We start from the raw sequence: 15,281 nt of genomic DNA on the forward strand, positions 1-15,281 counted from the left end.
GCCTTTCTCAACTCACGGGGGTTCGGTCGCTGACAGAGATGTCGACTGGGGTTCAACCACATACTCTTCGAGGACAACATGACCGTAGTCACTCCGCACGACACCGGTACCTCGATCCCGCCTGCTGGCATCGACCGAGATCGGCAGAATCGGGCCGAGGAGATCCTCGTCCATCATGTCCTTGCGGAACTGGTGGACGCGCTGACCGACCGGTCCGGTGGCGAGCACCCTTTCCCCTGGTCACCTGAGCAGCGAGTACGCATCGGAGTACTCAGCGCCACGATCGCACCTTTGGCCAATCTCAACGTCGACGGAGGTGGCGGCGCCAAGTCTCCAGCCACCACGCCCCCGGTCGAAAACCGCGGAGTGATCGGGTTGGATTTCGTGGTGAAGGGAACTCCGGTCACCGTCGATCTCACCATCGATGTCGGCTACGCCATTTACCAGCAACTCTTACCGGCCTTCACCGACTTGTCAGAGGAAGCTGCGCGGTTGACCGCTTCGGCTCCGAACAACTCCCGTCACCGCCCCACGGTCACGCTCAACCCGACCTGGTACCGCGATCAACGTCGCGTCAGCCTGTCCATGTCCATCCCCGTGACCGGGGACGAGTACACACGCATCAGCAGCGAACTACCTGGGGGCTGTCCCTTGGCAGCCGATGCACAGACTGCGGTGACCAACCACTACGCCGGTAATGCCGCGCTTCGGAAGCTGACGAAAAACCAGACCCTGCCGGTGGCCGCGGTCATGGGCACTGAGACGGCATTCCGTCAGGCAGTCGACTCGCGCCGTGATCCACGCTGGACGCCAATCGCTCCGATACCCCGCGTGACCGTCTCGACAATGCCCACCGTGGACGGTGACACTGCGGTATCGGTCTCGATTACCAACGCATTGGCGATCGAGGCACGCGGGTTGCAAGACTTGGCCATCTACGACACCACCCTCTCGGTCACCGTCGACGCGCCCGAGTTGCGACCTCGTCGACTCGGGTTTGCCAACGATGACTGCCGCTACGCCTCCCGCGCAACAGTTGTCGGCCGGGGCCGTGGTTGCGTCGCTCGGGCGGGAGACAAGCCGAATGTGCTGATTGCCGACACTCTCCCGATCCACACCCAGCACCAAACCAGTTCAGCTGACCCGACGGACATTTCGTTCGGGAATCTCGTCGGCAATTGGGCTGCCGCGTTGCGTTCGCTGAGCACGGAGATGCGAAGCTTCCACCGCGGCTGGGACTTCAGCGCGGCTCAGACCATCGACGAGCAGCATCAGATTCAAGTCCTCCAAACGCAGTTCGAGGCCGAAGTCGAACGTTTCGAGCTCGGATTGGACCTTTTACGTACCGACCCCCACCTTGCCCGCGCCTTCGAGCTAGCCAACGATTCGTTCGCAGCGGCCCGCGGCTCGACCGCGCGATGGCGACTATTCCAGCTGGTCTTTATAGTGTCCGAACTCGCGGCCCTGGTCGGCCGCGAAAAACCTGCCGACCCGCGCCTACGTAAGGAGCTCGACGCGGTTGACGTCCTCTGGTTTCCCACGGGTGGCGGCAAGACCGAGGCATATCTCGGCCTGATCGTCATTGCTCTGTTCTATGACCGCTTTCGCGGCAAAGAACGAGGTACCAGCGCATGGTTGCTGTTCCCGCTGCGAATGTTGTCGGTACAACAACTTTCCCGCGTCAATGCGATACTGCATCACGCGGAAATCGTACGTACTGCACAGAACCTCCCTGGAGACCCGTTCACACTCGGCTACTTCGTCGGTGCGGGCAATACCCCGAATCGCTTGGCGTACCCCGACATCCACGGTTGGTGGCCCGGTCTGGCGGACTTTGCGAGAAAGTCCCAGCCGGAGCGGGACAAGAAACGACTCGTGGGCGCTTGTCCCGCCTGCGGGAGCGACAACAGCGTCGGACTGGACTGCGACCTTACTGATCAGCGCCTATTACACGTATGCCGTGCCTGCAAGCATGTGCTGTCGGTCCACGCTAGTGACGATGAGACCACCCGCTACCAGTCTTCGGTCATCGTTTCGACCGTCGACAAGGTGTGTGCATTCTCCCGCAATGGCCAGTTGACCGCTATCAACCACGGCCCTCGCGCGCGGTGCCCACAGCACGGCTGGTACACACACCAGAAATGTATTGCCGAGAACTGTTCGACCTCACCGTCGACGCACACGGCGCCAACCGGTTTCAAGGATCCAACACCGGCTTTGTGGATCCAAGACGAGCTACATCTCGTCCGAGAAGAACTCGGAGTATTTGCCGCGCACTACCACACCTTGCTGGCTGAGCTCGCGCGTGGTGCAAAGAACGAACCCTCCAAGGTGATCGCCGCCACCGCCACCATCGAGCAGTTCGAGGACCAGCTTTCCCAAGTATACGGCCGCCGACCCCGTATGTTCCCCACCGGTGGAGGCACTCTGGACCGTTCCTTCTATACGACGGTGACTAATAATGTTCGCCGTATCTATCTCGGGGTTTTGCCCTCGGGCGGTGGCACCATCAAAGTCGATCTCGCTGGCGAGGTGACTGTCCGCCTTGTCGAACACATCCACCGTCTCACGGACGACCCAGCTCCGCTGCTCACCGTGATGGCCGACGCTGGAATAACGCTTACCACTGCCGATGCGAGATCGATGCTGTTCACATACGAGCTCGCGCTCGCCTACGTAAACTCCAAAGCGCACGGGGCAAACATCATCGACGACCTCAACCGTTTGTCGGAACGCCTTATCAGCTCCGGTGCTGATCGAGTGCGGTCCGAGTACCTCACCGGCGAGTCATCATTGGGCGAGCTCGCCGCGATCATCGCAGAGATCGAGGCATCCGATCCAGCTGCAAGTCGAGCAGAGCGTATCCGCGGCATCGTGGGCACCTCTGTCGTGTCCCATGGTGTGGACCTCGACCGGTTGAACTTCGAGATCCTCGCCGGGATGCCGCCCACCTACGCTCATTACATCCAGGCAACCGCTAGAGCCGGCCGACAGCATGTGGGGCTCGTTATCGATATCTTCGACCGGAACAACCGTCGCGAGACATCGATGTATCAGAGCTTCCTCACCACCCACGCAGCCCTGGAACGGATGGTCGAACCGGTTCCTGTCAACCGGTTCGCGAGCCGGGCAATCGAGCGGACCCTACCGGGCATCGTCTGCGCTCTGTTGTGGGACGAGACCCGAGATCCCAGCTGGGGGACAATAGAAAATATCGGCAAGACAAACCGGTTTCGTGAATGGTGGAACGCCAGAGCTGCGGACCTCCTACCTCACATTTCCGAGCGTATTGCAAAAGCCTATCGCTGCCCGGTCCCGGACGTCGTCATGCATGCGGACGAGCAACGGCTCGTAGACGACGCCCAGCGCCGCTGGCGCGAGATCGAACTTCCACGTGTCCACCAGTGGCAGTCTGAATGGCTCACCGAGCTGTTCACCGGGCCCGCCATGACCAGCCTCCGTGATGTGGAACAGCCAGCCGAATTCCGCGGAGGCAACCAGGCCCAACAGGTCATTTCCCGCATAACCGCCTGATGAGGATCCGACGATGAAGCGCTCGACCACCCAGGTTCTTTACCGTTACCTACCCGGTGCAGTTTTTGCTCACGATGACGGCTTCTATGCGCGTGTCCAACGCATCGACGGACGCCGGGTAAGCGGTGAAATCAACCAGACGGTCTTGCTGGACGAGTTGACAGGCGAAATCAGCCGTTGGCATCGCGACCAGATAGGTCTTCCGAACCCACAGACGAATCGTGACGAATTCGTTTTTATCAGACCCGAAGAGGTGGTCTGGGACGTCTTCCCGCTCACCTTCGAATGCGTGAACTCCGCATGCGGTCGAGTCCGGCGCTGGTGGCGCCAGGACAAACTCATTGCCGATACCAAAGAGACCGGTCGACTCCGGTGTCGGCACTGCCACTCGAAGATGCGACAGCTCCGATACCTCACAGCCCATAATTGCGGAACCATGGAGCCTCTCCATTCGCCAACCTGCGCGACTTGCAACAGCCCGGCGAATATATACCTGGAGGATCTCGGTTCATTCCGGGCCTCATCGTGGCGGTGCCACACTTGCGGTAGTACCCGGAACACCCGCTTTACCCCATGCGACTGTGGCCAATACGCCGACGGAAACAAACAGCCTTACCGGCAGGGCTACACGGCGCGCGATCAACGTCTTTGGTATCCCCATGGCCTCACCATCCTCAACATCTCCTCGAACCAGACATACGACAATCTTCAACGCAATAGCAGCCGCGGGGTCGTCGCACTGGCCTCCTGGCTAGGAGACCAGGAAAACCTAGCCGCATCCCTCGCCGAGCTGGACCAGCCCGCCACCGGCCCGCGCATGTCGGCGGAGCAATGGGCCGAGACCGAGGCCAAACTGCGGCAAAATGGTGTCGATGAGCGCACCATCGATGCTATCCGCGTGCTGCAGGCACCGGCCGATATCGGAACACCCGCAATCGTGGCCGGTGTCAACACCGACGTGATAGCGATGGCCGGTGAACGGTCGATGGTAGAGCGTGCGGGGCTGTTCGACCGCAACATCATCACCGACCGCCGGAGCTTCGCCGATGTCGTGGCGGACGCCTCCGGAACAGTGGCGGTCGCGACAGCATCCGCGGTTTCCAAGGCAATCAGAGGGCTCGGCATCCAGGACATCTCCGTCACTCAGAGCTTCCCGATCGTGACCGCCAGCTACGGATTTAGCCGAGCTTCCCGAGAGCCCGGTCAGGCACATCTGCGGACTTACGCAGCGTTACGTCAGTACGGCAACAAGACCCCGATCTTCGCCGTACCTGCGAACACAGAGGCATTGCTAATCACCTTCGACGCGCAAGCGATGCTCGGCTTCTTGCAGCACGCCGGCCTGTGGGCAGGCACGAGTCCGGCCACACTGCGTGACGCGAAGCTGAAAATCGCCGAGATCCTGGCCGACCGCGATAGTGAAGACGGTAGCGCCCGCGTTATCCGCCGCCTGGTGCACTCCGCTTCGCATGCGTTGCTACGTGCGCTGGATGACGGCCAAGCTGGCTTCGGCGAGTCGAGCCTCGCCGAATGGATCGTCCCCAATGCACTGACTTCGGCCATCTACGTAGTGTCGTATGCCGACTTCACTCTCGGAGCATTCGACACTGTGCAACGCCGCCGTATCGGACCGTGGCTCGAGCGAGCCGCCGATGGGATCGACCACTGTGATAATGATCCGTTGTGCTCGCAGACGTCGACTTTACGACCCCATGCCGCCTGCGACCGTTGCCTGTACATGTCGTACGGATGCAGAGTATGGAACGCCGAACTCGACCGTAAGTTACTGCGCCGCTTCTGGTTGTGGACGCGGCAACGAGCTGCGGCGCGATGACCGGGATTGTCGACCTGGTGCCCCTTGCCGAATTGCTCGCCAGTTTGGTTGGCAGCCGCGGGGATGCCACTCGTCTCGCGGCTCGGATACTCGACAGCGGATTACAGGCACTCCCGAGGGATACCGGCGACATCGGGTACACCGTGCGCCACGAACTGGTCCGCACCGGGGTGGTTACCGCCAACGGCTTCCCCGTGCCCTACCGGGCAGCCGAACTGGTGATCGTCAGCGAGGTGCTGGCAGCCAGTACGCTGCCCGATTTGGAGTCGCCGAATGAGCAGCGGCTCGTACTCTCCGCGCCAGCGGAGACTGTGTCGATAGGCGATGCTGAACGCCTTGACAGCCTGGTACTCGACGTCATTCGCCGTGCGACCAGCACCCTGCATCTGGGAGGCGCCTTCTGGAACCACGGCGGCTTCGAACGTCTCGATGAGGTACTGATTCCGGCACTGGAGGTCCGCGCCGTCGCCGCGCTAATCTACGCGAACAGTCCCATCGAGGAGCTTCACGAAGCAACGCTGTACCGCCACCTCAATCGTCTCGCCCGCACAGGGCCGGTTTCTCTACGCTGGTTCACCGGCCCCTCACGCACCATGTTGCATGCCAAGTTCGTGATCGCCGACCGCCGGATGGGCTACCTCGGCAGCGCAAATCTGACATCTTGGGGACTCCGTGGTCATATCGAGGCAGGCGTCGAGTTGACTGCAGGTCAAGCGGAGCGGTTCGTCAAGTTCCTCGGTGAGCTCGAAGCGGCCGGCCATTTCACGAATACACCGCCTGCCCACCCGACTGTTCAGACAACTGACGTCCGGCATAGTAGAAATCGGTAATGGCTTCAACCGATGCTCGGCGCAGTGTGCTCCGCCACCTCGACGTGGCCGACGTCAACACCAGGGCCCGTGCCGAAGCCCGGTCTCGGCAGAATGTGCTACCGCCCCTCACAACCTACCGATGGTGGGCCCGGCGCACCGAGGCCGTGACCGGAGCACTCATCGACGCCGCCAATATCGACCAACCAGGTCGACTCGTCGTCGCCGATCCGTTCACAGGTGGCGGTGTCATCGCCTTGGCCGCCTTGATGCGCGGTCACCGCGTCTATGCCCAAGATATCAATCCGTGGGCTGCCCAAAACCTCACTACGATGCTCTCACTCCCTGCAGCCGATCGACTGGAGCCAGCGGCCAGTCGGCTCCGGGCAGCGGTAGCGCATCTTCTCAAGACCGCATATTCCACATCATTCGAGGACGGGGGGCCGGCGATAGTGGCGCATACTCTCAGAGTCGCGGTGGTTGCCTGCCCGAAGTGCGACTATGCCGTACGGCTCTTTCCATCAGGAATCGTAAGTCTCATTGAACGCGTCGACCTGGGCGGGAGGGTCGGCTGGCTTGCATGTCCGTCCGGTCACCTCCAGTTCGGCCCGGCAGACCGGTGCACCCGGTGCCGGACCTGCAAGCGGGCCATCGACCCGGGCGCGAGGTACACCACGGGCCGTAGGTTCCATTGCCAATGCGGATACTCAGGCCGAATTTGGGAGGCTGGAGAAATGCGCTGGATGCCGGTCCTTGTCGAGCGCACCGCCTCCGGCCGCCGCGAGTTCGGACCTCCGAGCAAGCATGAACTCGTCGCGGCCGCAGACACTTCGTGGCCGCTCCAGCCCTGCCTCCCATCAATTGCAAAGGGCGGCACTGAGACCACTGTGCTCCGCCGTTACGGCATGACACGTTGGGACCACGTCATGCCACGCCGCCAGCATGCGGTAGTCAACGCACTCGTCGACACAATCGACGCCGCCGCCGCTGGGGACGAAGCTGTCGCTTCCGCACTTCATGCGGCAGTACTCGGTTCGGTCGAAATGGCTGGCTACCTGTCCCGGTGGGACGCCCGCTATCTCAAGGCGTACGAGGCAATGGCCAATCATCGCTACAACGTCACTACCCTGTCCGCAGAACCGAATGTGTGGGGTGCTCCGCAGTCTGGGCGAGGTACTGTCGGACGCCGGTTGGCCCATCTCGCAAAAGCAGGCAACTGGTATGCAGAACGCCTCGGACGTACTCCCTCTGTGGTCGGGCCGCTACCCGCTGGACAGCGGCGTTCCAACGGATCCCGCACCATTGATGTCAGAGTTGTCGTTGGGTCGAGTACAAGGCTCCTTGCCGCGAGCAACTCAATCGACCTGGTGTGCACAGATCCGCCGTATCACGATGATGTGAAGTATGGTGAACTGTCTGAAATCTTCCGAGCATGGGCTGGTTTGGACGCCTCGCGGGTCAATGGCGAGGCAGTCGTATCCGCAGACACCATCGATACAGACACCTACGAGATCACTCTTACCCAAGCTTTCCGCGAAATGCGAAGGGCCTTGAAACCCGATGGTCACCTCGTTCTTTCCTACGCGAACCGCGACCCAGCAGCGTGGGTGGCGCTCTTCAGCGCACTACAAGCTGCCGGGTTCACGGCAATCGGCTTCCAGGTCGTCCACGCCGAGAACGATGTCGACCACGCGAAGGTGAACCGCCGCGCCTGCAATCTCGACCTGATACTTGACCTCGTGGTCGCGTCCGATCGCCCCTTGGAAAAGTTCGCCGCCCTCGGTCCGCAGATACGAACAGAGGAGGACGATTTCTGCCGCACGGTGGGAAAGATCGCTCTGCAGATCGGCAGCCTCGTGGGGCAATGGCGCGAGAATCTGCAGCGCACCGTTGTCACACACCCATTTGTAACAAGGGGCAAGGCCACAACGTGAAAAAGCGACCCCCGCGAACTGTCGGCGTTCACGGAAATCCCCAGGTTGAGCCGGTTTTCGCTCACATAGTGGCTCTGGCGCAGATTCCGTGAAATCCGTTGATGCTCAGGCGATATGGATGGTCGCGAGTTCGGCGGCGGGAGTGTCGGCGAGTTTGGCCTAGGTCTGGATAGTGAGCAATGATCAAAACCTGTGGATGACCGGGGGTACCTTCGTGTCGCTGACGGGACCCCACGATTCGGTCCAGCTGATCTGGTCCCCGCTGAGGAGGCCGTGGTTGCGAGAGTTGAGGCAGACTGACCCGCAGGAGGTCACGATGCCGAAATCCTTTCCGCCGGCTATGCGTCGACAGGTGTGCGCTCGCCTGCGAGCCGGCGAGCCCGTCGCCGAGATCGCGGCCGAGACAGGGATCTCGCCCGCTACCTTGTTCCGTTGGAAGGCGCAGGTCCTCATCGATGTGGGTGTCCGAGAAGGCGTCCCGAGCGTGGAAGCGGATGAATTGGCCTCGGCGAAGAAACGGATCGCTGCGTTGGAGGTCGAATTGAAACTCACCCGCGACGCCTGCGAATTGTTCGATGCGCAGGCGGTGGTGTCCCCAAAAGACGGATCGCGGTCGTCGAAGGGCTGATCGCACTCGGACATTCAGGGCGGTCCGCCTGCCGTATTGCCGGTGTCCATAGATCCACATTTCTCCGGCAGCGGCGGCAGCCGTTGTCCACCAGAACGATTCGCAGGATCGTGGTCGCGGACGAGATATCCCGGATTCATGCCCAGTCGCGGGGCACCTACGGCAAACGCCGGATCAAGGCCGCGTTGCTGGCCGAGTGCGAGATGATCGTCAACCACAAGTTGGTCGCCTCGATCATGGCTGAGCACGGGCTGTTCGGCCTGCCCAGACGCAAGCGTCGCGGTCACCCGATGCTCGGGGTGAGCACTCCCGCGGATCTGGTGAACCGGTCCTTCACCGCTGCTCGCCCCAACCAGTTGTGGTGCACCGACATCACCGAACACCCTGCGAGAGACGGAAAAGTCTATTGCTGCGCCATTTTGGACTGCTTCAGCAAGAAGATCGTCGGGCGAGCATTCTCCACCATTGCCGACACCGTCCTGGTGAACAACGCGGTCAACATGGCGATGGCAGAACGCACCACCAACAGCGGCCTGATACTACATGCCGATCACGGAACGCAATTTACGTCGTGGTCGTTCGGTGAGAACCTGCGACGGCACCGTCTCCTGCCGTCCTTCGGAACAGTCGGCGATTGTTTCGATAATGCAGCGATGGAATCGTTTGGGGGCGCATGCAGACTGAACTACTCAATACCAGAAAGTGGCCGACGACTTTGGAATTGACGCTCGCGATGGCCGACTGGATCGACAACTTCTACAACACCGAACGCCGGCACTCCTACCTCGGCCACCTCAGCCCCAGCGAGTATGAGACGCTGTGGTTCGACATCCAACCAAGCCCTCAACTCTCGTAAGTCCGGACCGACAACCGGGGGCCAGATCACCCGGACCGAAATCACGGGGTCAGGTCATCGCCTACCAGCCTCCTGGCAGCCGACACCTTCATCCACCGGTTTTGATCATTGCTCCATCAGCTGGGGGTTGCGTTCGAACGCGTACGGTTCGCTGGTCAACAGATGATGCAAGGACTACCGGTGATTGACCATGAACGCGGGAAAACCCCGAACCCGTAACGCGGGTTGGGGGCTCAAGTCCTCACAGCGCGCGCATTCACCTCGACTTCGGACAACCGGATCTCGTTTCGATCGTCAACGTTCCTCGTGAAAGCCGATGGTTATTACTCGTAATCGTCGTCTTAATCATCATGTTTGTTGCGGCCGGCAGCCGCGTCTGCGCGTTTGGTCAGAACCCTGACTGCGTAGTGTCGGAAGTGGGATCGCGTTCGGTCGGCTGCCGCGCTGATACGGTCGGCAGCCTCGCGGTCCATAGGGCTGGACTTGGACATGAGGATCTCCAATCTGGGCATGAGGGGGCGCAGCAACGCCAGAACGAGCAAGGACCGATCCAGACCGGTACGTCGCTCTGAGGTTGAGCACAGGACGCTTTGAGCCGGCGATCCGGGATCGATATCAAAGCGAGAGCCCCATGGCAATCGCCCCCGCAACCCCCACCATCACTCTCCCCATCACCAACTCACCACATCATCACACCGCACACATTCACACACCCACATTCCACTCATACACATAACCCCCACAGCCCTACTCCCCTAATCCCTCACCCCATATCCACTCACCACATGCAGACCTCCTGCACTCCGGCTGAGAATTTCCTTACGACGTGGCGAAACGGCGAGAATTGATACAAACTACCTCCCTTCCGGCCCTCGCGATCCGAATACTGTTGGGTGTCTGATGGATACGTGACAGCGACGCTGCACAAGATCCTCGCCGGCACCAGCTACCTGTACTACCAACGCCAGGTAGCCGCCGCCGATGCCACCGACCTGGGCAATTCCAGCCTGGCCAACTACTACTCCACCCGCGGCGAAGCCCCAGGCACCTGGCACGGCACCGGCCTTGCCGCCCTCGGTATTTCAGCCGGCAAACAGGTCACCGAGGACCAAATGCGTTCGTTGTTCGGCCTCGGCCGACACCCCAACGCGACCGCCATCGAATACGAGATCGTCACCGAAGCGATCGCGAAAGGCGCCAAACCCAAAGAAGCGGTCCACGCGGCCAAACAGGTCAGCCGACTCGGGAAGGCCTTCCCGGCACGCCACGGCGACAACACCTTCCGCATCCGATGCGCCCAGGCATACAGAGAGCACAACCTCTCCCGGGGTCTCGACGCAAACGCCGCGATCGATGAAGACATTCGCGCTCGGATCCGGACTGAGATCGCCACTGCCATGTTCGTCGAAAACTACGACCGCGCACCGCTCGACGATCGCGAACTCTCCGGGTTTGTCGCACGCATCTCGCGGCCCCAATCGGCAGCGGTGGCCGGGTTCGACATCACCTTCTCCCCCGTCAAAAGCGTCTCCGCACTGTGGGCCATCGCCCCCAAACCCATCGCCGACGCCATCCACGCCGCCCACAACGCCGCCGTCGACGACGCCATCGCCTGGCTGGAAAACAACGCCACCTACACCCGTTTGGGCACTCGCGGTGTGCGGCAAGTCGACGTCGAAGGCCTCATCGCCGCACGGTTCACCCACCGCGAATCACGCTCCGGTGACCCCGATCTGCATACCCATATGCTCATCGCCAACCGGGTATGCACCCTCGACGGGAAATGGCGGACCCTGGATGCGACCCACTTCTATCGCAACCTCGTCGTGGTCAGCGAGATCTACAACACTCGCCTCGAACACCACCTCGAAATCAGCCTCGGCATCCAATTCACCGAACGCCCCGCACCCACACCCACCAAACGACCCATCCGCGAAATCACCGGCATACCAGCCGAATTGATCCGCCACTGGTCACGCCGCGACGCCGCCATCACCCACCGGCTCGATTCGCTCGCGGTGTCGTTCCAACAACAGCTCGGGCGCGAACCGACACCGAAAGAACTGTTCGCTCTCGCCGAGCGCGCCACCCTGGAAACTCGCCCCGCCAAACATCTCTCCCGCTCCTACGCCGAACAACGCCACGACTGGCACAGCGAAGCCGCGGCACTGCTGGGCGGGCCGAAGGCAGTCGAAGCCACTGTCACTTCGGCGCTCAATCGCAGCGAACACTCTCGCCCGACAGTCGATGGGGCGTGGATTTCTCGCACGGCCGACGAGGTTGTCGCCGTCGTTTCCGGGCAACGTTCGGTGTGGCAACACCACCACATTCGCGCGGAAGCCGAACGCCGAACCCGCGGCCACCGCCACCCGACCCAGTGGCCGAACGTGGTGGACACCGTAGTCCGCGAAGCACTCTCGCCAACAAGATCGCTCGCCCGCGGCGATCCGGACGTCACCGCCGAAGCTGTTCTCCAGCATCCGCGGACGGGCTTTCAGCGTCGCGACGGGACCAGTGTCTACACCGTTCCTGGCACTCAGACCTACACTTCCGCGCGCCGGCTCGGCACCGAACAACGCCTCGTCGACCTCTCGGTACAACCCGGCGCACGCACTCTCCCCGCCGATGTGGTCGCCTCGGCGCTCGACTCCTACAACACCGATCCCGCCAACTTCGGCAAGCCTTTGAACCCCGGACAAGTCGCGGTCGTCACCGAATTCGCATGCTCGCCCTTACGGATCGCGGTCGCGAACGCGCCCGCCGGCACCGGAAAGACCACTGCCATGCGCGTGCTCGTCCACGCCTGGCACGCCTCCGGCGGCACCGTTCTCGGCCTCGCCCCCACCGCCGCCGCGGCCGCGGTGCTCGCTGAAACCACCGGTATCCGAGTCGAAACCGTCGACCGCCTCCTGCACATTCTCGACCAACACACAGCCACCCGACAGCCGATCACCGACTCCACCTACCCGCCACACCTACCGGCATGGCTGCACCAAGTCGACGCGCGCACACTGGTCGTCGTCGACGAGCACGTCAAACTCGGCGACGACAAACGGCTGCGTCTGTTCGAATTCCTCACCCACCGCGACGCCGCCATTCGCTGCCTCGGCGACACCCGCACAACTGCCCTCCATCGACCCCGGCGGCACCGCCACCGACCTCACCGCCACCCACACGGTCACCATGAGCGACGTCGTCCGCTTCGCCGACCCCCACGAAGCAGCGGCAAGCCTCGCCCTCCGTGACGGCGACCCCGCCGGTCTCGGCTATTACCTCGACCACCAGCGCATCCACTCCGGCACCCCGGCCGCCATCACGGACAAGACCTACATGGCATGGTTCGCCGACCACCACACCGGACGAGACACCCTCATGCTCGCCCCCACCCACGACCTCGTCACCGAACTCAACACCCGCGCCCGCACCGACCGCCTCACCCGCACCCTTGCACCACGCGGTCCGGAAGTCGTTGTCGCCGACGGGCAGTACGCATCGGCCGGAGATGTCATCTGCACCCGACGCAACAACCCGCGCCTGCGTCTCGGCGACAGCGACTGGGTCCGCAACGGATACCGATGGACCATCGACACCGTCAACCCCGACGGCAGCCTCACTGCCACCCACCTACGCACCGGCCGCCAATCCGGCGCCACCACCGTGCTACCCGCCGACTACGTCGCCGAACACGTCCGCCTCGGCTACGCGATGACCATCGACTCCACCCAAGGCATCACCGTCGACACCTGCCACACCGCACTCACCGGCAACGAATCACGCAACCAGTTCTACGTCGCCATGACCCGCGGCATCCACGCCAACCACGCCTACATCCCCACCACCATCGACGCCAACGAACACTCCGACTGGGCCGAACCCGCCGTGCTTCCCCGCACCAGCACCGAAGTCCTACATCGCATCCTCGCCCGCGACGCCACCCACACCAGCGCCCACGCCGACCTCCGCGACACCCTCAACCCGCACAAACGACTCGGCCGGGCCATCGACACCTATCACGACGCGATCGGCCTGGCCGTCGAAAATACCCTCGGCGAAGAAGTCCTGGACCGACTCGATCAGGCCGCAGAACAGCTGTTGCCCGGCCTCGCCGACGCCCCCGCCTACCCCGTCCTGCGCCAACATCTCGCCACCCTCGCCATCACCGGACACGACCCGATCCGCGCACTCCGACAAGTCGCAAACGCGCGAGAGCTCGACACCGCACATGACCCGGCCGCCGTCCTCGACTGGCGTCTCGACACCACCGGAACCCACTCCACCAGCACCGGGCCACTGCCCTGGACCAGCGCGATCCCCGCCGAACTCCCCGACGACGAGGCAACCCAACAGCTTCACGCCCGGGCCCGCATCATCACCACACTGATCCATCAGATTCACGCCGATACCCCGGCATGGACCCCCGCGACGGCACCCAAATGGGCGCACCCGTTGCTCGAAAACCGCGACCTCACAGCACAACTCGCGATATGGCGAGCCGCCCACCACGTCCCCGACACCGACCTCCGTCCCACCGGACCCCGCCGCTACCCGGCAGTCGAACGCCACCACCAACAGCATCTCGACACCCGCATCATCGATACCCTTGGCGACCTGCACACCGCCACCCACACCTGGGCGCCACTCGCCAAACGCATCGACATCCGACTCACCACCGACCCCTGGTGGCCGGTCCTCGCCCAACACCTCGACACCGCCGCCAATGCCGGCCACGACATCGAAACCCTCCTCACCACCGCGGCCAACCAACGCCCACTCCCCGACGACATGCCCGCCGCCGCCCTCTGGCACCGGCTCGACCTCACCGAGCCACCCGCCGCGCCGAGCAACGAAACCCACGCAGAAACGACCACCGAACCGTCACCACAGGCTCAAGCGACCCAAGACGCTATCGATATCGCCCAACCAGAGGGCGTCGAACTCGATGGTTTCGAGCCAGAGCTTCTCGACCACGCGGGACCGGACACCGACGCTGGCTACGATCTCGGTCTCTAGAGCCCTACGTCGTCAATCGGCGACACCCCGCTGATTCTCTTCGTCCTCGGCAGCGATACGAGCGAAGACGCTGACTGCCGCAGACCGGTGTGTCGCAATGTCGTGCATCGCTCTGAAAGCGTCGTCTTAGGAAGCGATTTCGGAAAGCGCGTTACCGTAAGCTCCGCACTCATCATCTCGACCATCACGCTGTCTCGGTCGAACACGCAAACCCATGCAAGCCGATCGACGCCGCAGCTGCCAGCGGCCCGACCAACAGATCGGCCCGAGCGTTTCGAGCGCGCCCGATAAGCGCACGTAGTTCAGCCGCCATGACCGCCGCAGAACCGACGACACGATGCGGCGCCGGCCTGATCAATCACGAAAGCAAAACATCTTCCGCCCGCACGCAAAAGAGCTGCCCTCGTCTGTCTGCCGCGTTCACCGGACGGCAAACCCCGAACGCACGCAGTCATCGCGGTCGATGCCCGTACAGGCAAAAAGGACCAACTCCGAAGTCGCGGTGGTTTCCCACGCGTGGCGGACCCACGAAGAGGCCGAGAACGCACTGTTCGCCTAAGTCGACGGCTGGTAAACACCCCGCGCATCCAGAAGAAACTAAGCTGGCGATCACCGGGTCAGTTCGAAGCCGGTTACCCATCAATGGGTTCCAGCCGGAACCCGATCATTCGCTTTC

The 15,281-nt window shown here is 62.5% G+C and carries 9 protein-coding genes; all 9 read left to right on the plus strand.

What is annotated here, in order from left to right; translation table 11 throughout:
- The first annotated feature begins 78 nt into the window (after positions 1–78).
- The 9 genes from NMI01S_RS07010 (at position 79) to NMI01S_RS36235 (ending at position 14,605) form a co-directional block, all read left to right on the plus strand.
- Positions 79–3,534 carry a DEAD/DEAH box helicase family protein gene (locus NMI01S_RS07010; protein ID WP_084512597.1) on the plus strand — a complete coding sequence of 1,152 codons (3,456 nt, stop codon included), beginning with the start codon at positions 79–81 and terminating at the stop codon, positions 3,532–3,534.
- Positions 3,535–3,547: 13 nt separating this feature from the next.
- Complete coding sequence (locus tag NMI01S_RS34705) at positions 3,548–5,368, plus strand: hypothetical protein (RefSeq protein WP_157126067.1); 1,821 nt, start codon at positions 3,548–3,550, stop codon at positions 5,366–5,368.
- Positions 5,365–6,198 carry a phospholipase D-like domain-containing protein gene (locus tag NMI01S_RS07025; protein WP_157126068.1) on the plus strand — a complete coding sequence of 278 codons (834 nt, stop codon included), beginning with the start codon at positions 5,365–5,367 and terminating at the stop codon, positions 6,196–6,198. Before NMI01S_RS34705 ends, NMI01S_RS07025 begins: the two co-directional genes overlap by 4 nt.
- An 884-nt stretch (positions 6,199–7,082) precedes the next feature.
- On the plus strand, positions 7,083–8,111 hold the full coding sequence (locus NMI01S_RS34710) for a hypothetical protein (RefSeq protein WP_157126069.1): 1,029 nt from the start codon (positions 7,083–7,085) through the stop codon (positions 8,109–8,111).
- Positions 8,112–8,307: 196 nt separating this feature from the next.
- Complete coding sequence (locus NMI01S_RS07035; protein WP_245716750.1) at positions 8,308–8,739, plus strand: transposase; 432 nt, start codon at positions 8,308–8,310, stop codon at positions 8,737–8,739.
- Entirely contained in the window at positions 8,739–9,464 is a 726-nt protein-coding gene (locus NMI01S_RS07040) for an IS3 family transposase (RefSeq protein ID WP_245716786.1), read from the plus strand. Before NMI01S_RS07035 ends, NMI01S_RS07040 begins: the two co-directional genes overlap by 1 nt.
- Positions 9,455–9,595 (plus strand): IS3 family transposase, encoded by a 141-nt coding sequence (locus tag NMI01S_RS34715; RefSeq protein WP_245716751.1) that lies wholly within the window; start codon positions 9,455–9,457, stop codon positions 9,593–9,595. Before NMI01S_RS07040 ends, NMI01S_RS34715 begins: the two co-directional genes overlap by 10 nt.
- A gap of 908 nt (positions 9,596–10,503) precedes the next feature.
- Positions 10,504–12,840, plus strand: coding sequence for a MobF family relaxase (gene mobF / locus NMI01S_RS36230; protein WP_062995190.1), 2,337 nt, complete (start codon positions 10,504–10,506; stop codon positions 12,838–12,840).
- On the plus strand, positions 12,728–14,605 hold the full coding sequence (locus tag NMI01S_RS36235; protein ID WP_281186675.1) for an AAA family ATPase: 1,878 nt from the start codon (positions 12,728–12,730) through the stop codon (positions 14,603–14,605). Before mobF ends, NMI01S_RS36235 begins: the two co-directional genes overlap by 113 nt.
- The last annotated feature ends 676 nt before the right edge of the window (positions 14,606–15,281 follow it).

Origin of the sequence: Nocardia mikamii NBRC 108933, assembly GCF_001613505.1 — a bacterium.
Lineage (GTDB): Bacteria > Actinomycetota > Actinomycetes > Mycobacteriales > Mycobacteriaceae > Nocardia > Nocardia mikamii.